This is a genomic window from Sphingomonas sp. GW821-FHT12D09, assembly GCF_058807215.1.
The window spans coordinates 28,676-46,627 of the sequence record NZ_JBXAQL010000005.1; the positions used below are offsets into that span (position 1 = coordinate 28,676).

At 67.5% G+C, this 17,952-nt stretch carries 20 protein-coding genes and 1 pseudogene; 8 read left to right on the plus strand and 13 right to left on the minus strand.

Annotation, left to right across the window (positions count from 1 at the left end; translation table 11 throughout):
* Positions 1 to 53: 53 nt before the first annotated feature.
* Positions 54 to 332 (plus strand): annotated as a pseudogene (locus tag AC1RPL_RS19820) (GIY-YIG nuclease family protein); the annotation flags it as partial.
* A gap of 68 nt (positions 333 to 400) precedes the next feature.
* Here the strand turns inward: AC1RPL_RS19820 and AC1RPL_RS19825 are convergent.
* The 5 genes from AC1RPL_RS19825 to miaA form a co-directional block, all read right to left on the minus strand.
* A complete protein-coding gene (locus AC1RPL_RS19825) occupies positions 401 to 1,003 on the minus strand; it encodes a TMEM175 family protein (RefSeq protein ID WP_493071865.1) in 603 nt (200 codons plus the stop codon).
* Between the two features lie 379 nt (positions 1,004 to 1,382).
* Complete coding sequence (gene ilvC, locus AC1RPL_RS19830; protein WP_493071867.1) at positions 1,383 to 2,402, minus strand: ketol-acid reductoisomerase; 1,020 nt, start codon at positions 2,400 to 2,402, stop codon at positions 1,383 to 1,385.
* A 114-nt stretch (positions 2,403 to 2,516) separates the two neighbouring features.
* Positions 2,517 to 3,032, minus strand: coding sequence for an acetolactate synthase small subunit (gene ilvN / locus AC1RPL_RS19835; RefSeq protein WP_493071869.1), 516 nt, complete (start codon positions 3,030 to 3,032; stop codon positions 2,517 to 2,519).
* Positions 3,033 to 3,036: 4 nt separating this feature from the next.
* The gene (ilvB, locus tag AC1RPL_RS19840) at positions 3,037 to 4,785 is read right to left on the minus strand and encodes a biosynthetic-type acetolactate synthase large subunit (protein ID WP_493071871.1); all 1,749 of its coding nucleotides are present in this window, start codon (positions 4,783 to 4,785) and stop codon (positions 3,037 to 3,039) included.
* 78 nt (positions 4,786 to 4,863) lie between these two features.
* Positions 4,864 to 5,793, minus strand: a complete 930-nt coding sequence (gene miaA / locus AC1RPL_RS19845; RefSeq protein ID WP_493071873.1) for a tRNA (adenosine(37)-N6)-dimethylallyltransferase MiaA — start codon at positions 5,791 to 5,793, stop codon at positions 4,864 to 4,866.
* Between miaA and serB the strand changes: the two genes are divergently transcribed.
* Positions 5,786 to 6,664, plus strand: coding sequence for a phosphoserine phosphatase SerB (gene serB / locus AC1RPL_RS19850; RefSeq protein ID WP_493071875.1), 879 nt, complete (start codon positions 5,786 to 5,788; stop codon positions 6,662 to 6,664). The two genes, miaA and serB, sit on opposite strands and share 8 nt — an antisense overlap.
* A gap of 189 nt (positions 6,665 to 6,853) precedes the next feature.
* Here serB and AC1RPL_RS19855 read toward each other — a convergent pair whose 3' ends face one another.
* The 3 genes from AC1RPL_RS19855 to AC1RPL_RS19865 form a co-directional block, all read right to left on the minus strand.
* Positions 6,854 to 7,264 carry an endonuclease domain-containing protein gene (locus AC1RPL_RS19855; protein WP_493071877.1) on the minus strand — a complete coding sequence of 137 codons (411 nt, stop codon included), beginning with the start codon at positions 7,262 to 7,264 and terminating at the stop codon, positions 6,854 to 6,856.
* A gap of 123 nt (positions 7,265 to 7,387) precedes the next feature.
* A complete protein-coding gene (locus AC1RPL_RS19860) occupies positions 7,388 to 8,188 on the minus strand; it encodes a MipA/OmpV family protein (protein ID WP_493071879.1) in 801 nt (266 codons plus the stop codon).
* A gap of 55 nt (positions 8,189 to 8,243) precedes the next feature.
* Positions 8,244 to 9,191, minus strand: coding sequence for an SPOR domain-containing protein (locus AC1RPL_RS19865; protein WP_493071880.1), 948 nt, complete (start codon positions 9,189 to 9,191; stop codon positions 8,244 to 8,246).
* A gap of 174 nt (positions 9,192 to 9,365) precedes the next feature.
* On the opposite strand from AC1RPL_RS19865, the gene AC1RPL_RS19870 reads away from it, so the two are divergent.
* Genes AC1RPL_RS19870 through AC1RPL_RS19880 form a run of 3 tightly spaced genes read left to right on the plus strand, consistent with a single transcriptional unit; the run spans position 9,366 to position 12,039 of the window.
* Positions 9,366 to 10,079, plus strand: coding sequence for an AAA family ATPase (locus AC1RPL_RS19870; protein WP_493071882.1), 714 nt, complete (start codon positions 9,366 to 9,368; stop codon positions 10,077 to 10,079).
* On the plus strand, positions 10,079 to 10,645 hold the full coding sequence (locus AC1RPL_RS19875) for a hypothetical protein (RefSeq protein WP_493071884.1): 567 nt from the start codon (positions 10,079 to 10,081) through the stop codon (positions 10,643 to 10,645). Before AC1RPL_RS19870 ends, AC1RPL_RS19875 begins: the two co-directional genes overlap by 1 nt.
* A gap of 11 nt (positions 10,646 to 10,656) precedes the next feature.
* Positions 10,657 to 12,039 carry an SPOR domain-containing protein gene (locus AC1RPL_RS19880; RefSeq protein WP_493071886.1) on the plus strand — a complete coding sequence of 461 codons (1,383 nt, stop codon included), beginning with the start codon at positions 10,657 to 10,659 and terminating at the stop codon, positions 12,037 to 12,039.
* A gap of 65 nt (positions 12,040 to 12,104) precedes the next feature.
* On the opposite strand, the gene AC1RPL_RS19885 is transcribed toward AC1RPL_RS19880, so the two are convergent.
* Together AC1RPL_RS19885 and AC1RPL_RS19890 are read right to left on the minus strand one after the other, a co-directional pair.
* Complete coding sequence (locus AC1RPL_RS19885; RefSeq protein WP_493071888.1) at positions 12,105 to 12,845, minus strand: siderophore-interacting protein; 741 nt, start codon at positions 12,843 to 12,845, stop codon at positions 12,105 to 12,107.
* The gene (locus tag AC1RPL_RS19890; protein WP_493071890.1) at positions 12,845 to 13,540 is read right to left on the minus strand and encodes an O-methyltransferase; all 696 of its coding nucleotides are present in this window, start codon (positions 13,538 to 13,540) and stop codon (positions 12,845 to 12,847) included. The genes AC1RPL_RS19885 and AC1RPL_RS19890 overlap by 1 nt, the downstream gene beginning before the upstream one ends.
* 130 nt (positions 13,541 to 13,670) lie before the next feature.
* Between AC1RPL_RS19890 and AC1RPL_RS19895 the strand changes: the two genes are divergently transcribed.
* The 3 genes from AC1RPL_RS19895 (at position 13,671) to AC1RPL_RS19905 (ending at position 15,117) form a co-directional block, all read left to right on the plus strand.
* A complete protein-coding gene (locus AC1RPL_RS19895) occupies positions 13,671 to 14,483 on the plus strand; it encodes an AraC family transcriptional regulator (RefSeq protein WP_493071892.1) in 813 nt (270 codons plus the stop codon).
* Between the two features lie 62 nt (positions 14,484 to 14,545).
* Positions 14,546 to 14,731, plus strand: coding sequence for a hypothetical protein (locus AC1RPL_RS19900; RefSeq protein ID WP_493071894.1), 186 nt, complete (start codon positions 14,546 to 14,548; stop codon positions 14,729 to 14,731).
* On the plus strand, positions 14,728 to 15,117 hold the full coding sequence (locus tag AC1RPL_RS19905) for a DUF1801 domain-containing protein (protein ID WP_493071896.1): 390 nt from the start codon (positions 14,728 to 14,730) through the stop codon (positions 15,115 to 15,117). The genes AC1RPL_RS19900 and AC1RPL_RS19905 overlap by 4 nt, the downstream gene beginning before the upstream one ends.
* Before the next feature lie 59 nt (positions 15,118 to 15,176).
* Here AC1RPL_RS19905 and AC1RPL_RS19910 read toward each other — a convergent pair whose 3' ends face one another.
* Genes AC1RPL_RS19910 through ruvX form a run of 3 tightly spaced genes read right to left on the minus strand, consistent with a single transcriptional unit; the run spans position 15,177 to position 17,860 of the window.
* Positions 15,177 to 16,367 carry a dihydroorotase gene (locus AC1RPL_RS19910; RefSeq protein ID WP_493071898.1) on the minus strand — a complete coding sequence of 397 codons (1,191 nt, stop codon included), beginning with the start codon at positions 16,365 to 16,367 and terminating at the stop codon, positions 15,177 to 15,179.
* Positions 16,364 to 17,353: an aspartate carbamoyltransferase catalytic subunit gene (locus AC1RPL_RS19915; protein ID WP_493071899.1), complete on the minus strand. Its 990-nt coding sequence runs from the start codon at positions 17,351 to 17,353 to the stop codon at positions 16,364 to 16,366. Before AC1RPL_RS19915 ends, AC1RPL_RS19910 begins: the two co-directional genes overlap by 4 nt.
* A gap of 45 nt (positions 17,354 to 17,398) precedes the next feature.
* The gene (gene ruvX, locus AC1RPL_RS19920) at positions 17,399 to 17,860 is read right to left on the minus strand and encodes a Holliday junction resolvase RuvX (RefSeq protein ID WP_493071901.1); all 462 of its coding nucleotides are present in this window, start codon (positions 17,858 to 17,860) and stop codon (positions 17,399 to 17,401) included.
* Positions 17,861 to 17,952: the final 92 nt, after the last annotated feature.

Below are 17,952 nucleotides of genomic sequence, written 5' to 3' on the forward strand. Positions count from 1 at the left end.
GAATGCATAGCTTTTTCCCCGGCGAAGGCCGGGCCCAGACTTGGAATCTGAGCATGGAGCTGAGAGGCTATGTCTACATCATGGCGAGCGGGCGCAATGGCACGCTTTACGTCGGCGCGACCAGCGATCTCGCCAAGCGGGCTTGGGAACATCGAAATGGCGTCGTCGAGGGCTTCACCAAGAAATATGGTTGCAAGCTATTGGTTTGGTATCAGGCCTTTGAAAGCCTTGAGACGGCCCGACTTCGCGAGAGACAAATGAAGGGGTGGAAGCGGCTTTGGAAGCTGCGTGAGATCGAGACCATGAACCCGGATTGGGTTGATCTGTACGACCTCATTGCCAGGCCCTGGAATTCAAGTCTGGGCCCCGGCCTTCGCCGGGGAAAAGCGCGGCGCGGCCCTCACTCCCCGAACAGCGCGTCGATCGGGCTCCTCGGCAGGAACCACAGCACTGCGACCAGCGCCGCGCAGGCCAGGCCTGCCCAGGGGGAGACGAAGGTGAGGGCGATGCCGCTGGCATAGATCGCCGCGGCGACCATGCCCTTGCGCAGGGTCTGGTGGTGATAGGCCTGGGCGGCTGCATCCTGGCGGCCGGTGCGGCGGATGACCGACTGGAGCCACACATAAGCGAAGCTCGGCAGCATCATTACGCACATATAGACGAACGCGGCATCGTGGCTGAAATGCTGCTCGCCGAGATAGGCGGTGGCGAAGGGCACCAGCGACAGGGTGAAGAGCAGCGCGATGTTCGACCAGAGCAGCGCGTTGGTGATGCGCGTGGCATGGGCGAACATGCGGTGGTGGTTCACCCAGTAGATCGCGACATAGGCGTAGCTGAGCACATAGGCAGTGAAGACCGGCCAGAGCGACCAGAGGTGCGAAAGGCCGTGTTCCTCGGGTGCCTTCATCTCGAGCACCATGATCGTGATGATGATCGCGATCACGCCGTCGGAGAATGCCTCCACTCGGGTGACGCCGCCACGGCCTTCGTCGGTGTCGCTCATTCGGATATTCCCCCGCGTATGTTTGCCAAGCCTTCTTGCCGGGATCGCGCGCGAGGGGAAGGGGCGGGGAAATCCGAAGGCGGCAACCCAGGGTTTTGCAAGGGGCTTGGTGCCCTAGGTACCACTCCCTATCGGAGCCGCCCTGAATGGCCGGAGCGCGCGCCATGAGAGCTTTATCGGACAATGGTTGGTCCGGATGCCGCTCATGCGTTTCCTGCGTTTGTTCAGTTTTCGTCGGCGCCCGCGTGATGGCCAGCGAGCGCCTGCCTTCCGACCTGTGGTCGTTCGGGCGGATCCGGATTATGATCCGGTACGGGCGCGGTTCGAGAGCGAGTGCGGCTGAGGCCGACGGGCTTCCCCGCCGGCCCCGTGCCTGCGATCAGTTCTTGGTCTGATCGACCAGCTTGTTCGCACCGATCCACGGCATCATCGCGCGCAGTTCGCTGCCGACCTGCTCGATCGGGTGGCGCTTGGCGGCGATGCGGCTGGCCTTGAGCTCGGGCTGGCCGGCGCGGTTGTCGAGGACGAAGTCCTTCACGAAGCGGCCCGACTGGATGTCGGCGAGGACGCGCTTCATTTCCTTCTTGGTCTCTTCGGTGATGATGCGCGGGCCGGTCTTGATGTCGCCGTACTCGGCGGTGTTCGAGATCGAGTAGCGCATGTTGGCGATGCCGCCTTCGTACATCAGGTCGACGATGAGCTTCAATTCGTGGAGGCACTCGAAATAGGCCATTTCCGGCGCATAGCCGGCCTCGACCAGCGTCTCGAAACCGGCCTGGACCAGCGCGGTCGCGCCGCCGCAGAGCACGGCCTGCTCGCCGAACAGGTCGGTCTCGCATTCCTCGCGGAAATTGGTCTCGATGATGCCCGAACGGCCGCCGCCGACGCCCGAGGCATAGGCCAGCGCGAGGTCATGCGCGTTGCCCGAGGCGTCCTGGTGGATTGCGATCAGGCAGGGCACGCCGCCGCCGCGCGCATATTCGCTGCGCACCGTGTGGCCGGGGCCCTTGGGCGCGATCATGATCACGTCGATGTCCGACGGCACTTCGATCAGGCCGAAATGGATGTTCAGGCCGTGCGCGAAGGCGAGCGCGGCACCGGGGCGGAGGTTGCCCTTGATGTCGGCATCCCAGATCGCCGCCTGATGCTCGTCGGGGGCCAGGATCATCAGGATGTCGGCCCAGGCGGCCGCTTCCTTGTTCGGCAGCACCTTGAAGCCGGCGCCTTCGGCCTTGGCGGCCGAGGCAGAGCCGGGACGCAGCGCGATCGCGACGTCCTTGACGCCGCTGTCGCGCAGGTTCTGCGCATGGGCATGGCCCTGCGAACCATAGCCGAGGATGGCGATCTTCTTGTTCGAGATCAGGTTCAGGTCGGCGTCGCGATCGTAATAGACACGCATTTCTCTTCTCTTCCCTTTGTGATCGTCACCCCCGCGGAGGCGGGAATCCAGAGCCAAGGACGGTGTCGCTTGTGACCCTGGATCCCCGCCTTCGCGGGGATGACGGATAAAATGTCAGGCCGCCTCGGCCCCTCTCGCAATCGCGACGATGCCGGTGCGCGCCACCTCGACCAGGCCGAGATCGCGCATCAGCTCGACGAACTTGTCCAGCTTCTCCACGCCGCCGGTCACTTCGAAGACGAAGCTGGAGGTGGTCGCATCAACGACGCGAGCCCGATAGACTTCGGCGAGGCGCAGCGCCTCGATCCGGTGCTCGCCGGTGCCGGCCACCTTCACCAGCGCCAGCTCGCGCTCGACGTGGGGGCCGAAGGCGGTGAGGTCGGTCACCTTGTGCACCGGCACCAGCCGCTCGAGCTGGGCGATGATCTGCTCCATCACCGGCGCCGAGGCGTGGGTGACGATGGTGATCCGGCTGATCAGGTCGTCGTCGCTGATCTCCGACACGGTGAGCGAGGAGATGTTGTAGCCCCGCGCCGTGAAAAGCCCGGCGATCCGGGCGAGGATGCCCGGCTCGTTGTCGACGATGACGGCGAGCGTGTGCCGCTCGGCTGCTTCTTCCTTGATATGCATGGGATCAGACCAGCGCCTTGGCTTCGTCGTCCATTTCGCCGGAGACTTCGGCGGCCTGGAGCAGCATTTCGGTATGGGCGGCACCCGAGGGGATCATCGGGAAGCAATTGGCGAGCTTGGCGACGCGGCAATCGACGATCACCGGCCCGTCATAGGCGAGCATCTCTGCGATGCCGGCGTCGAGCTGGTCGCGGGTGTCGATGCGGATGCCCTTCCAGCCATAGGCCTCGCCCAGCTTGACGAAGTCGGGCAGGGCGTCGCTGTAGCTCTCCGAATAGCGCGACTGGTAGGTCAGCTCCTGCCACTGGCGGACCATGCCCATATATTCGTTGTTCAAGATGAAGATCTTGACCGGCAGCCGGTACTGGGTCGCCGTCGCCAGCTCCTGGATGTTCATCTGGATCGAGGCCTCGCCGGCGATGTCGATGACCAGGGCATCGGGGTTGCCCATCTGCGCGCCGATCGCGGCCGGCAGGCCATAGCCCATCGTGCCGAGCCCGCCCGAGGTCAGCCACTTGTTGGGATCCTCGAAGTGGAAGTGCTGGGCCGCCCACATCTGGTGCTGGCCGACCTCGGTGGTGATGATCGGCGCCTTGTCCTTCGTCGCCTCCCACAGCGCGCGGATGGCGCGCTGGGGCATGATGACCTGGGGATCGCTCTCCTGGAACTCGAGGCAGCCGACCTGGCGCCAGCCGTTGATGCGGCTCCACCATTCGGACAGGTCCGGACGGGGGTGCTGGCGAAGTTTGTACGTGTCGATCATCGCCCGGATCGCCAGACCGACGTCCGCCACGATGGGCAGGTCGACGCGGACGTTCTTGTTGATGCTCGAACGGTCTATGTCGACGTGGATCTTTGCACTGTTCGGCGCAAAGGCATCGAGCCGGCCCGTCACGCGGTCGTCGAAACGCGAACCCAAGGCGATGATCAGGTCGGCCTGGTTCATCGCCAGATTGGCTTCGTAGGTGCCGTGCATCCCCAGCATTCCCAGCCACTTGTCGTCCGAAGCGGGGAAGGCGCCGAGGCCCATCAGCGTGGATGTAACAGGCGCGCCCGTTACAGCGACGAGCTCGCGCAGCAGGCGCGAAGCTTCGGGACCGGAGTTTATGATCCCGCCGCCGGTGTAGAAGATCGGGCGCTCGGCCGCGGCGAGCATGTCGACCGCCTTTTCGATCAGCGCCGCATCGGGCTCGGTCTGCGGGCGATAGGTCTTGTGCTGGATCGGGCCGGCATCGCCGCGCTTCGCCGTCGCGACCTGGACGTCCTTGGGGATGTCGATCACGACCGGACCGGGGCGGCCCGACGTGGCGATGTAGAAGGCCTCGCGGATCGTCGGCTCGAGCCGGGCCGGGTCCTTCACCAGATAGTTGTGCTTCGAGCAGTGGCGCGTGATGCCGACGGTGTCGGCTTCCTGGAACGCGTCGGTGCCGATCAGCGCGGTCGGGACCTGGCCGGTGATGACGACCATCGGGATCGAATCCATCAGCGCATCGGTGATGCCGGTGACCGCATTGGTCGCACCCGGGCCCGAAGTGACGAGAACGACGCCCGGCTTGCCGGTGGCGCGGGCATAGCCCTCCGCCGCGTGCGTCGCCGCCTGCTCATGGCGGACAAGAATATGTTTGATGCGATCCTGCTTGAAGATGGCATCGTAGATCGGAAGCACGGCACCGCCGGGATAGCCGAACACGACTTCCACGCCGAGATCGCCCAGCGTCTCGATCAGGATGTCTGCTCCACTCTTCTCGGTCACATCGGCCTCCTATGCTGCGGTGCGGGGCACCGCTGGAAGGGCGCTGCTACCCGCACGAAAACTTCGCGTCAAGCAGCTTTATAGCAACTTTATGTCGAATTGATCAACGAGTCTGTTCGTTTCTGTCTCGTCCGTGCGCTCCCACCCTGGGGGAGGCTGGCGGCGGAACCAGGTATATTGCCGCTTGGCGTATTGCCGGGTCGCCAGCGAACCGGCGAAATGCGCCTCGTCGAGGTTGCTTTCGCCCGCCAGCGCCAGCCCGACCTCGCGCACGCCGATCGCGCGGAGCACGGGCGCGTCGCCGGGCACGTCGGTGCGGGCGAGCAGCGCCTCGACTTCGCCCTGCGCGACCCGGACCATGTGGCGGAAGCGGCGGTCGATCCGGTCGGAGAGCCAGGTTCGGTCGGGCAGGAGGATCGTCGCGGCGATGCGGACCTCGCCCTCGATCCCGCCATGCCGTTCGGCCTGCCAATGGGCGAGCGTCTTGCCGGTGGAGCGGACGACCTCGAGCGCGCGGGCGATGCGGACGCTGTCGATCGGGCCGAGACGCGCGGCGGTCTCCGGGTCGAGGCGGGCGAGTTCGGCCTGGGCATCGGCGACGGGGAGCGCGCGGACGGCCGCGCGGATATCGGGATCGATCTCGGGGACCGGGGCGATGCCTTCGATCAGGGTGCGCAGATACATGCCGGTGCCGCCGACCAGGATCGGGAGGCGTCCGGCTTCATGGGCTTCGGTGATCGCGGCACGGGCCTCGGCGGCCCAACGCGCGGCGGAATAGGCATCGGCGCCGTCGACATGGCCGAACAGCCGGTGTGGGGCGCGCTTTTCCTCCTCCACGGTGGGGCGGGCGGTGAGGACGCGGAGATCGGCGTATACTTGCATCGAGTCCGCGTTGATCACGGTGCCGCCGTGCTTTTCGGCGAGCGCGAGCGCGAGCGCGGACTTGCCGCTCGCGGTCGGCCCTGCGATGAGCGCCACCATTGGCAGATCAGGGGATCCGATGTTCATTGCGACGCTCATAGCAGATGGCTTGACCGCTGGGCAGCTTTCGGAAGGCACCGACCGGCTGGCTTCGGTGCATTGCGCCCCGGGAAGCTGGCGCTGGATCGACGAGGGCGTCGCGGCGGACCTGGAATTTGCGATGCATCCCGATGCGGCGCGCGGCGCGCTGGAGGGGGCATTCCCGAAGACTGACGTGGCGGTGCAGCCGGCCGTGGGACGGGCGAAGAAGCTGCTCGTCGCCGACATGGACTCCACGATGATCACCGTCGAGTGCATCGACGAGCTGGCGGACTATGCCGGGATCAAGAGCAGGATCGCCGAGGTCACCGAGCGGGCGATGCGGGGCGAGCTGAATTTCGGCGCGGCGCTGGATGCGCGGGTGGCGCTGCTCAAGGGGCTTTCCGAGAGTGCGATCGAACAATGCCTGGCGGAGCGGGTGCGGCTGATGCCGGGGGCGAAGGCGCTGGTGCAGACGATGCGGGCGCGGGGCGCGACCTGCGTGCTGGTCTCGGGCGGGTTCACGCGCTTTGCCGAGCCGGTAGGGGCGGAGATCGGGTTTGATACCGTGATCGCCAATCGGCTGGTCATCGCGGACGGCGCGCTGGACGGGACGGTCGAGCGGCCGATCGTCGATAGCGCGACGAAGCTGGAGACGCTGCTGGCGGTGCGCGGCGAGCTGGGCCTGTCGGCGGTGGACACGCTGGCGGTAGGCGATGGCGCCAACGACCTGGCGATGATCCGCGAGGCCGGGCTGGGGGTCGCGTATCATGCCAAGCCGATCGTGGCCGCGGCGGCGGGGGTACGGGTGGACCATGGGGACCTGACCGCGCTGCTTTATGCACAGGGGATTGCGAAGAAGGATTGGGTGGCGGGGTAGGCCGCGACCTTCAATTTCCCCTCCCTGCAAGGGAGGGGCTAGGGGTGGGTTAGAAAAGGTCGGGCTCGATGCCCGGCCTTTTCTGTTTCACCTGCCGATCCTCTGGGCTCCCCCGGCCTTCGCCGCGATCGAACCCACCCCCGACCCTTCCCCTTTCAGGGAGCGGAGTTGGCAGGGCACGAGCTCTGGTCAGCTCCAGCGAGGTTTTCTCCCTCTACCTTCTTTGGAAGCGAGGGGCTGGGGGTGGGTGCCGCCGAGGCACTCGGTGGCTTGCGCCAGAATGAATTGGACGGCGCCTTCGGGATTTGAGAGCACCTCGGAATTCCAGAGGCGGATGACGCGCCATCCCTTTGTTCGGAGATAGGCTGACCGCCGTTCATCTCGTTGGGCTTCAACGATGTGCTGGCTGCCGTCGAACTCAATACCTAACCGTGCCTGCCGGCAAGCCAGATCAATGATGAACGGCTCGACAATATGCTGGCGCGTGAAAGCTGGCCGGTAGCGTGAGATCAGGTGCCAGACGGCAAGTTCAGTTTCGGTCGGATTGTTGCGCAGTTCCCTGGCCCGAGCGGTCAGTATGGGATCGATGCGGCGGAACATTGGGCAAGCGTAGCCCGGCTTCGCTTCGCTCGCCAACCCACCCCTAACCCCTCCCTTTCAGGGAGGGGAATAAGAACCTCTCCCGCGAAAGCGGGAGAGGGCTAGAAGGAGCACTCTGGGTGCTTAGCGCACGCCCTTGCCGAAGGTGAAGCTGAGTGCCAGGCCGCCGGAGAACTGGTTCGGGCTGCCGATCGTCCTGGTGATCGGGGAATCGGCGCCGTCGCCGGTCAGGCGGTCGTACTTCGCATAGCCTGCCACGCCCCAGCGCGGGGTGAACTGGTAACTGGTGGTGATGGTGGCGCCGAGCGCGTGGATCGGGCTGCCATCGGCATGGTAGACCGGCAGGCCGGTGCGGGCGGCGACTGCGGGGGTCACTTCGAAATAGGCGCGGCGATATTTCTCGTTGGAGAAGGTGACGCGCGGGCCGAGTGCGAACAGCCATTTGTCGCCCTGGCGCGCGACGAAGTCGACGCCGGCATAGCCGACCAGGCCGCGATGGCCGTTGATGCCCTGGCGGACTTCGCCGTGAACGCGGAAGCCATTGGCGATCCACCCCTGGGCATAGCCGCCCAGTTCCACCGTATTGCCGACCTCGTCGATCGCGGCATCGACATTCTTGCGGCGGCGGGCGCCTTCGAAATTGGCGACCGGGCCCATCGAGAAGCCGCTGTCGTCGATGATCGGGACCGAGAAGCTCTCGTCCGCGGCTTCGAAGGCGAACGGCTTGTCGCCGCGCGTGACGCCGAGATCGAAATAGGGACTGAACACCACGCTGTCGGCGCCGGGAAAGCGCGGCGTGACCTGGGGGCCGATGGCGACGCGGTAGCGCCTGGGCGCCTTCTCCTCGTCATCCTGGGCGTGGGCGGGGAGGGCGAGAGCCAGCAGCGGGGCAGCGGCGAGCAGGGGCGCGAGTTTACGGATCATGATGCTGCAACGCGGCGCGTTTCGATTTGTTGCACCCACGATACAAATGGAACAGCTATTGGCTGACCGGCACGCAAGGGCTGACTCCGCGGCAGGCGCCGGCCGCCTCGATCCGGCTGGCATAGGGGCCGACCAGCACCTTGGTGAGGCTGCCCGATTTCACATAGGCGACCTGGCGGCCGGGGAAGCGGCTGCCGAGCTGGCTCCACAGCTTGCGGGCATTGGCGGGATCGCCGAACGCGCCGAGCTGCAGGCGCCAGCCGCCGTCGCGGACCGCGGTGGCGACCGGAGGCGGCGGAGTCGCGGCGACCTTTACCGGGGCGGGCGTGGGGGTGGCGCGCGGCGGCGTGCGGGCGGACGGGATGCGGACCGGCGGCGTGGCGCTCGCGATTTCGACCGGCGGCCGGCTGGCGCCCGGCAGCGGGGCGCGGTTCGCCTCTTCCTCATATTTGCGCGCGAGGGTGAGGCCCGCCTGACGGTCCTGCACGCTCATATATTTGTCCATCTGCGACAATGCGCTCGATGCTTCGGCCAGGCCCGACTGCGAGGAGCGGGTGACCAGGGCATAGGCGCGCACCCAGTCCTTCGCGACGACATCGCCGTTGAAGTACATCGTGCCGAGTACATACTGGGCGCGCGGATCGCCGCGGCCGGCGGCGCGCTGGAGCCAGGGCGCGGCGGCATCGCGCTTGCCATTGGCGAATAGCGAGAGGGCATAGCTCGCCTCGGCCTGTTCATGGCCCTGGGCGGCAGCCTTGCCGTACCAGAATTCGGCCTGGGCGAGATCGGCGGGGACGCCGCGGCCGAGCTTGTAGGCCTGGCCGAGGTTGAACTGCGCATCGGCGTCGCCGCGGCTCGCGGGCCCGCGCCAGCGATCGACGGCGGCCTTGTAATCGGCGCGTTCCCACGCCTCGACTCCGGCCTTGACCGGATTTTCCTGGGCGCACGCCGGCGCTGCGACGAGCGCGATACCGACGGCACAGACGAAACGAACGAACTTCATGCGACCCCGACTCCTGCCCCCGCAAGATTGGATAAATGCCCATTTACCATCGTCGGGGAAAGAAATCCTTACGCGGATGCGTTCAGGAGAATCCCGGGGCGGAACGCTGTTAACGCATTCTTAGACGCCGGCATGGCATCCAACCTTCGGGTAAATAGTATCTCGAGGGGGTTCATGCGCGTTCTAGCGTTGGCATCGCAGAAGGGCGGATCTGGCAAGACTACCTTGTCAGGCCATCTGGCCGTGCAGGCGGAACGGGCGGGCTGCGGCCCGGTCGTGCTGATCGACATCGATCCCCAGGGGTCGCTCGCGGACTGGTGGAACGAGCGCGAGACGGATCTTCCCGCCTTCGCCCAGACCACGGTCGCGCGGCTGGCCTCGGACCTCGAGATCCTGCGACAGCAGGGCTTCAAGCTGGCGGTGATCGATACCCCGCCGGCGATCACCATGGCGATCCAGAGCGTGATCGCGGTGGCCGAGCTGATCGTCGTCCCGACCCGCCCGAGCCCGCACGACCTGCGCGCCGTGGGCGCCACGGTCGACCTGTGCGAGCGCGCGGGCAAGCCGCTGATCTTCGTGGTCAACGGCGCGACGCCCAAGGCGCGGATCACCAGCGAGGCCGCGGTCGCTCTTTCGCAGCACGGAACCGTCGCGCCGATCACGCTGCATCACCGCACCGATTTCGCCGCGTCGATGATCGATGGGCGCACCGTGATGGAAACCGACCCGAAGGGCCGTTCGGCCGCCGAGGTCGAGGCGCTGTGGACCTATATCAACGACCGGCTGGAGAAGAACTTCCGCCGCACCGTGTTCGCGCCGCCTGCCGCGGCTTCTCATTTTGGCGCTTCGCGCTCGGCGGGCGGCTTTGGCCGCCGGGTGGTGAGCTGATGCTCGGCACTCCCAAGCCCGCCGCTTCGCTTTCGTCCAGCCTGCTCGCCCGCAAGGGTCAGGCGCGCCCGGCGATGCGTCCCCAGGGGTTTGTCGGGATGAACCCGGCGACCGCGCAGGACGATCTCGGCTGGAACGACATGGGCGAGGAAGCCGCGCAATATGCACCCGAGCCGGCTGCCAAGCCGCAGGTGCTGCGCCAGATCGAAGCGCTCGACGAGCGGCTGAACCAGCCCGAGCCGGCCCCGCAGCCGGTGGTCGAGGACCAGCCGGCCGCCGTGGCCGAGGTCCAGGCCGAGCCCGTGGTCGCACCCGCGCCCGTGGCGAAGCGCCAGGCCCTCCCGCCGGCCGCGGTCGAGCGCGTCGTCCGCGAAGTGGCCAGGAAATCCAAGGCGGCGTTCACGCTCCGCCTCGACAATGACCGGCATCTGCGACTGCGTCTCGCATCGGCCGTGACCAACCGTTCGGCGCAGCTGCTCGTGACCGAGGCGCTCGACGCCTTTCTCGAATCGCTCGGTGAGGTCGAGGCGCTTGCGCGCCAGGTCGGCCCCGTCGGGAACCGCTAAGGACTGAACAGATGAAGACCCGTAGCAAGCTCCTGATCGGCCTTTCGGCGCTCTGCGCCGGGAGCACGCTGGCGGCCGGCATCGCGACCCAGGGCTTTGCGCTCTCGGCCTTTGCGAGCGACGCGCCCAATGCGAAGAGGGCGGTGCAGGAAGCGGCGGCCGCGCGCAAGGCGATCGCCAAGCGCAAGGGCGGTGAAGCAGTCGCCCATGCCGAGCTGGCGGTGGCGAACGATCCGCAGAACGGCGATTACCGCGCGCTGCTGGGCCAGGCCTATCTGCTTTCCGGGCGCTTCGCCTCGGCGAACCAGGCGCTCAGCGACGCGCTGACGCTCAATCCGGGCAATGGCAGCGTGGCACTCAACCTCGTCCTCGCCAAGATCGCCGGCGGCGACTGGGCGGGTGCGCGCGAGATGCTGAAGACGCACCAGGACACGATCCCCGCAAGCGACCGCGGGCTGGCCTTTGCGCTGGCCGGCGATCCGGTGACCGCGGTGCAGATCCTCGAGCCGGCCGCACGCGCCGAGGATGCCAACGCCAAGACCCGCCAGAACTTCGCCCTTGCACTCGCGCTGTCGGGCCGCTGGGCCGACGCCAAGCAGGTCGCCTCGGTCGATGTGGCGCCTGACCAGGTCAACGCGCGGATGATGCAGTGGATCGACTTCGCCCGTCCGGCCAACGCCTATGACCAGGTCGCGTCGCTGCTCGGCGTGACGGCGGTGCGCGACGGCGGCCAGCCCGAGCGCCTGGCGCTCGCGCAGCAGAACGTGATGCTCGCCGCCGCCGCGACCCAGCCGGTGCAGACCGTGCCGGCGCAGGATCCGGTCGATACCTACATGCCGGGCGTGCCCGCCAACGCCCAGGCGGTTGCCGTCGAGGCCGGCGGCGCCGTCGCGGTCGCAGCGACCACGAGCGAAGTCGCTTCGGTTGCCGAGATCGCGCCGGTTGCCGGCACCAATGCCGGTGTCGTGTTCGGCCCGCGCGCCGAGGTCGTCCAGTCGGTTCCGGCCCGTGCGATCGCAGCGCCGGCCGCCACTGCTTCGGTGAGCGCCCGCGCGCCCAGGATATTCGAGAAGAGCGCCGTGACCGCCAAGCCGGCGCGGGGCAACTTCTATGTCCAGCTCGGCGCCTATGTGAGCCCGGCCGTGGCGCGCGATGCATGGGGCCGCTTCGGCAACCGCGTGCCCGCGCTTTCGGGGCAGACGCCCTATGGTGCCAAGGTTTCGACCAAGGCCGGCAATTTCTATCGCCTGTCTGTGGGCGGCTATGACCGCAGCGGCGCCGACGCGCTGTGCCGCCAGGTCAAGTCGAGCGGCCAGACCTGCTTCGTGCGCACCGGCGCCGGCGATGCGCTGGCCGGCTGGGGCAAGGCGGGCACGCGCCTGGCCTCGCGCTAAGAGTTTTCCGACTCCCATCGGAAAGAAGGAAAGGCCGGGGCGGCGACGCTCCGGCCTTTTTCCTGTCAGTCCAACCCCGTCTTGCCCGGCGCCCAATAGGCCTTGGCGATCACCCGCGCCGAAGGGACGCCAAGGATCTTGAGGCTCTGGCGCAGGCGCTGGATCGTGCCGGCCTTTCCGGCGAGCACGAACGAGGCGCCGGCAGCGATCAGTGCAGGGAGGGCGGCCTCCATCCGGGCGAGATGGGTGTCGCCCGCGCTGCGCGGGTACAGCGCGACATGATCGAAGCCGAGCTGCTCGGCGACCTGGCAGCAGCTCTCGGCATCCTCCACTTCGAAATGACTGGCGACGCTCCCGTTCTGCCGGGCCAGCGCATAGGCGAGGCCGATCGCGGTCTCGTCGCCGAACACCGCCAGCGATCCGGTCAGGCGGCTGGCATCGAGCGAGCCGCGCGGGCCGAACAGGTCGCAGGCGTCGCCGGGCCGGGCACCCCGTACCCAGGCGCTGCCGGGGCCGTCCCCGTGCGCATAGCCGAGGATGCAGGTGCGGCCGGCGACGGGGTTCCACTCGATCGGCGTGTAGGTGCGTGTCTGGAAGGCCGAACCCATCGCCACCTGGACTTTCTGTCCCGGCATCCAGGCGACCCCAGCGAGCGAAGGTCCCTCGATCGTGATCAGCCGGAAGCGATCGCTCAGTTCCTCATTGGCGATGACCGAGGCGGGCCGCATCAGCAGGCGGCGCAGCGCCTGGTCGATCCGGCCGGGAGCCTTGGCGGCGGGGCGTTCGGGGGAGTCGGGAGCCAGCATCAGGCGATCCTCACGGTGAATTCATTGCCGCGGCCCTCGTCCACCGGAAGCGGTTGCGAGACATAGCCATTGGCGGGGTTGCGGACATAGTCGAGATAGGCGGGGTCGAAGGCGTTCTCGCCGAGGATCACCGCGCCGGGCTTGAGGTGCGGCTCGACCAGCTTGAGCACCGGAAGGTAGAGCGAGAAGGCACCGTCGACGAGCAGCAGGTCGACCGGGCCGCCGGGATCGGCCAGCGTTTCCAGCGCATTGCCTTCTCGGATCTCGACCAGGTCGGCAAGACCGGCGGCTTCGAGATGGGTGCGGGCGCGGGCGGCCTTGGCGGGCTCGATCTCGCTGCCGATCAGCGTGCCGCCGCCATTGTCGCGCAGCCCCGCGGCCAGGTAGATCGCCGAGACGCCCATCGAGGTGCCGAACTCGACGATGCGCGTGGCATTCCGGGCGCGGGCCATCGCATAAAGGAAGCGGCCGAAGACCGGCGAGACGGCGAGGAAATTGCCGGCATAGGCGCGGTAGACCGCGGGCAGGTCTGTGCGCTCCTCGGCCAGGATATTGGCGACCAGCGCATCGATATTGCCGTCCTGCGCCTCGACCTTGTCCATCATCGCGCGGAAATGCGCTTCGTCGGTGGCGGTCGCTTCTCCGTGCAGCGCTTCGAGGAGGCGGGCGACGGGCCCGTCGGTGAGTGTCGTCACATTCTTCCCTTTCGTACGGCCGTCTCGACCGCGTGTCGGCTAAGTGATAATGGCTCGCAACAACGGCGTCATTCCGAAGGTTGGTCAGAATGTTATTCAAAACGGTCAATTGGGCAGGAAGGGTGTGGGCATGCCGATCCTGACCGGCAGGCATGACGAGGGCGGCTGGCTCGATCCGGACGAAGTGCCGCGCGCCGTCGTCACTTTCGGCGCTGCGATGGCGGATGTTGGTGCGTTCGAGCTGGAGCCGCACCGGCACCGCAAGGGCCAGGTGCTGCTCGTCCATAGCGGGGCGCTGAGCTGCGAAGTGGAGGGCGGATTGTGGATCGTGCCGCCGCGCAGTGCGGTGTGGATCCCCGGCGGCGCGCTGCACAGCATCCGGGGAACGGGCATGCTCGAAGGCTATAATGCGTTCGTCGAGCCCGAGGTCGCCGCCAATCTGCCCACGACCTGCTGCGCGATCTCGGTGACGCCGCTGCTGCGCGAATTGCTGGTCCGCTGTGCGCATTTGCCGGTGCTCTATGAGGAGAGCGACGCCAACGGGCGGATGGTGGCGGTGCTGCTCGATGAACTGGCGCGGGCGCAGGTCGAGGACCTGCATTTGCCGATGCCGAGCGATTCGCGGCTGCGTCGGATGGCGGAGGCGATGCTCGCGGCACCTGCGGAGCGGGGCACGCTGGATGTGTGGGCGAAGCGCGCAGGGCTGAGCGAGCGGACGCTGGCGCGGGCGATCCTGCGCGAGACGGGGATGAGCTTCGGGCGGTGGCGACAGCAGCTGGGCGTGATGCTGGCGGTGAAGTGGCTGGCCGGCGGCGCCTCGATCCAGCAGGTGGCCGCGGACCTGGGATATGAGAGCGTACCGAGCTTCGTGACGATGTTCCGCAAGGTGCTGGGTACCTCGCCTGGGCGCTATATGGCCGAGCGTCATCTGGGGCGGGGTTGACTCACTGATAACCGTTTGGTTATGAGAATGTATAGCCAAACGGTTATTTGAGAGGAGCGCATATGGTCCGCCAGATCCACCGCTGGAGCGGTTTCGTGTTCAGCATCGCCGCGATCGTGAACATCGTCGCGGTCATATTGAAGAGCAACGCGCAGTGGCTCGGGCTGGTCGCGGTGGTTCCTCTGCTGGTCCTGCTGCCGACGGGATTGTACATGTTCGCGCGGCCCTATTTCGCGAGGAACGCATGAGCGAGGACAAGACTGCCGCCGAGCAGATCGACGCCCGGATCGCGGCGCTGGATGACTGGCGTGGCGAAACACTCGCACGAGTGCGCGCGATCATCCACGAGGCCGATCCGGAGGTCGAGGAGACGTGGAAGTGGCGCGGCGTGCCGGTGTGGGAGCATGCCGGGATTATCTGCACCGGCGAGACCTACAAGACGGCGGTGAAGCTGACCTTTGCCAAGGGTGCGGCGCTGGCCGATCCGAGCGGGCTGTTCAATTCGAGCCTGGACGGGAATGTGCGGCGCGCGATCGATATCCACGAAGGCGAGGCGATCGACGCGGCGGCGCTGAAGGCGCTGGTCCTGGAGGCGGTGGCGGCGAATCTGGCCAAGCCAGCACGGGGGAAATAACTCCTGCTCGTCAACCTCGCGAAGGCAGGGATGACGGTTTAGGGAAGAGTGAGGACTTCCTACTCGATCTCCCGCCCACCCTTGAACACGCGGTGGACCTTGCCCTGGACCGGCAGCCCGTCGAACGGGGTGTTGCCGGCGCGGGCCTTCAGCTTGGTCGCATCGATCGCCCAGGGCGTGTCGGGGGCGAAGAGGATGAAGTCGGCGGGCTTGCCGGGGGCGAGCGTGCCAGCGTCGAGGCCGAGGATGCGCGCCGGATTGGCGGCGAGCAGCTCGAACAGGCGCTCGATCGTCACCAGGCCCTCGCGGACCAGGCCGAGCGACAGCGCGAGCAGCGTCTCGGCGCCCGACATGCCTTCTTCGGCATCCGCGAAGGGCAGGCGCTTGCCTTCGGGGCCGCGCGGGTCATGGCCCGAGGCGATGACGTCGATCGTGCCGTCGGCGAGCGCTGCGCGCACGGCCTGGCGGTCGCTGTCGCTGCGCAGCGGCGGCGAGAGGCGGGCATAGGTGCGGTAGTCGCTGATATCGATGTCCGACAGCAGCCAGTGCGCGGGGGTGACGCCGCAAGTGACCTTGACCCCGCGGCGCTTGGCCTGGCGGACCAGGTCGAGTCCGGCGGCGGTGGTGACCTGGCGGAAATGCAGCGTCGCGCCGGTATCCTCGGCGAGCATCGTGTCGCGGGCGATCGCCAGTGCCTCGGCGATGGCGGGAGCGGCGGCGAGGCCGAGCAAAGTGGCGGTGAGGCCTTCGGTGGCGACGGCGTCGCCGGCCAGGTTACCGTCCTCGGCATGGGCGATGACGGTCAGCCCGCAATCGCGCGCATAGGCGAGCACCTTGCGCATCACCCCGGTATCGGCGATCCAGCGGCGGCCAGTGGCGACGGCCCTGGCGCCGGCGCTGGCGTTGATCGCCATCTCGGCCAGGTCGGTGCCGGCCAGGCCGCGCGTGGCGGCGGCGAGGGGGTGGACCCACAGGTCGGGCTTCCCCATCAGCGCGGCGCGGCGGATGATGCCGGGATCGTCGAGGATCGGCGACTGGTCGGGCATCAGCCCGACGCGGGTGATGCCGCCGGCGCGGCAGGCGGCGCGATCGACCGCGAACACGCCCAGGTCGATGATTCCGGGGGCGAGGGTCAGGCCCTTGCCGTCGATGCTCTCGGCGCCCGCGGCGTCGGCGACGATCGTGTCGGTGTCGAAGGCGAAGCGGGTGGCGCCGCCGAGGACGCGGACATTGGTGAAGATCTGGCTCATGCCCAGCCCTCCACGCCGCGTTCGGCTCTGGTCAGCACGTCGAGGCAGGCCATGCGGACCGCCACGCCCATCTCGACCTGCTCGGTGATCGCGCTGCGTTCGGGATGGTCGGCGACCGAGGAGTCGATCTCGACGCCGCGGTTCATCGGCCCCGGGTGCATGACCAGCGCATCCGGTTGCGCGCGCGCCAGCCGTTCGAGCGTGAGGCCGTAGCGGGCGTGGAATTCGCGGGTCGAGGGAATGAAGCCGCCGGCCATCCGCTCGTTCTGGACACGGAGCATCATCACGACGTCGGCGCCTTCGAGCGCGGCGTCGAAATCGGTGAAGGGGGTGACGTAGAGCCCCTCGATCGCGGGGGGCATCAGCGTGGAGGGCGCGACGACGCGGACCTCGGCGCCCAAGGCGGTCAGCGCCAGCATGTTCGAGCGGGCGACGCGGCTGTGGAGCAGATCGCCGCAGATCACCACGCGCTGGCCGGCGACACTGCCGCGGCGGCGGCGGATGGTGAGCGCGTCGAGCAGTGCCTGGGTGGGGTGCTCGTGCCAGCCGTCGCCGGCGTTGAGCACCGGGCAATCGACCTTGTCGGCGATCAACTGCACTGCGCCCGAGCTCATGTGGCGGATGACGATCACATCGGCGCGCATCGCGTTGAGCGTGACCGCGGTGTCGATCAGCGTCTCGCCCTTCTTCACCGAGCTTTGCGCGGCGTGCATGTTGACGACATCGGCGCCCAGCCTTTTGCCCGCGATCTCGAAGGAGAGGAGCGTGCGGGTGGAATTCTCGAAGAAGGCGTTGATCTGGGTGATGCCGTCGAGCCGGCGATCGTTGCGCGCGCGGGTGCGGTTCGCTTCGATCCATTGCTCGGACTCGTCGAGCAGGAACATGATCTCGTGCGGCTGGAGCCCCGCAATGCCGGTGAGGTGCCGGTGCGGGAAGACGGCGCGGCCAGCTATCTGGGCCGCGGGGCGATGATCTGAGGCTTGCATTAAAGCCGTCGCCTAGACCCCGCGGGGCGGGCGCGCAAGGCCGGTCTAGACGTTGACCAGCGCGTCGATCGCCGCCTGGAGGATATACGCGGCGGCCATGTTGTCGATCATCTCGGCCCGGCGGGCGCGGCTGAAGTCCTGCTCGATCAGCGTGCGTTCGACCGCGACGGTGGACCAGCGCTCGTCCCAGAGCAGGATCGGCATTCCCAGATCGTCCATGTTGCGGGCAAAGGCGCGGGTGGACTGGGTGCGCGGGCTGTCGGTGCCGTCGAGGTTGAGGGGCAGGCCGATGACCAGCCCCTTGACCTGCTGCGCGGCGATCAGCGCCTGGAGCGCGGCCTTGTCCTTGGAGAATTTGCTGCGGCGGACCAGTTCGGCCGGGCTCGCAAAGCTCCAGCCGGCGTCGCAAAGGGCTGTGCCGATCGTCTTGGTGCCGACATCGAGGCCGATCAGGCGGCCGCCGGCGGGAAGGAGTGCGCGGAAATCGGCGGGGGCGGTGGTGATCATCGGGCCGTTCTAGCTAAGATCGTCATCCCCGCGAAGGCGCGGATCCAGGGTTGCTTCGCGCATCGCTTTTGACCCTGGATTCCCGCCTTCGC

Coding starts and splice junctions, on each gene's coding strand:
- AC1RPL_RS19825 (WP_493071865.1), bottom strand. CDS start 1,003: ATGAGCGACACCGACGAAGGCCGTGGCGGCGTCACCCGAGTGGAGGCA.
- ilvC (WP_493071867.1), bottom strand. CDS start 2,402: ATGCGTGTCTATTACGATCGCGACGCCGACCTGAACCTGATCTCGAAC.
- ilvN (WP_493071869.1), bottom strand. CDS start 3,032: ATGCATATCAAGGAAGAAGCAGCCGAGCGGCACACGCTCGCCGTCATC.
- serB (WP_493071875.1), top strand. CDS start 5,786: ATGTTCATTGCGACGCTCATAGCAGATGGCTTGACCGCTGGGCAGCTT.
- miaA (WP_493071873.1), bottom strand. CDS start 5,793: ATGAACATCGGATCCCCTGATCTGCCAATGGTGGCGCTCATCGCAGGG.
- AC1RPL_RS19855 (WP_493071877.1), bottom strand. CDS start 7,264: ATGTTCCGCCGCATCGATCCCATACTGACCGCTCGGGCCAGGGAACTG.
- AC1RPL_RS19860 (WP_493071879.1), bottom strand. CDS start 8,188: ATGATCCGTAAACTCGCGCCCCTGCTCGCCGCTGCCCCGCTGCTGGCT.
- AC1RPL_RS19865 (WP_493071880.1), bottom strand. CDS start 9,191: ATGAAGTTCGTTCGTTTCGTCTGTGCCGTCGGTATCGCGCTCGTCGCA.
- AC1RPL_RS19870 (WP_493071882.1), top strand. CDS start 9,366: ATGCGCGTTCTAGCGTTGGCATCGCAGAAGGGCGGATCTGGCAAGACT.
- AC1RPL_RS19875 (WP_493071884.1), top strand. CDS start 10,079: ATGCTCGGCACTCCCAAGCCCGCCGCTTCGCTTTCGTCCAGCCTGCTC.
- AC1RPL_RS19880 (WP_493071886.1), top strand. CDS start 10,657: ATGAAGACCCGTAGCAAGCTCCTGATCGGCCTTTCGGCGCTCTGCGCC.
- AC1RPL_RS19885 (WP_493071888.1), bottom strand. CDS start 12,845: ATGCTGGCTCCCGACTCCCCCGAACGCCCCGCCGCCAAGGCTCCCGGC.
- AC1RPL_RS19895 (WP_493071892.1), top strand. CDS start 13,671: ATGCCGATCCTGACCGGCAGGCATGACGAGGGCGGCTGGCTCGATCCG.
- AC1RPL_RS19900 (WP_493071894.1), top strand. CDS start 14,546: ATGGTCCGCCAGATCCACCGCTGGAGCGGTTTCGTGTTCAGCATCGCC.
- AC1RPL_RS19905 (WP_493071896.1), top strand. CDS start 14,728: ATGAGCGAGGACAAGACTGCCGCCGAGCAGATCGACGCCCGGATCGCG.
- AC1RPL_RS19910 (WP_493071898.1), bottom strand. CDS start 16,367: ATGAGCCAGATCTTCACCAATGTCCGCGTCCTCGGCGGCGCCACCCGC.
- AC1RPL_RS19915 (WP_493071899.1), bottom strand. CDS start 17,353: ATGCAAGCCTCAGATCATCGCCCCGCGGCCCAGATAGCTGGCCGCGCC.
- ruvX (WP_493071901.1), bottom strand. CDS start 17,860: ATGATCACCACCGCCCCCGCCGATTTCCGCGCACTCCTTCCCGCCGGC.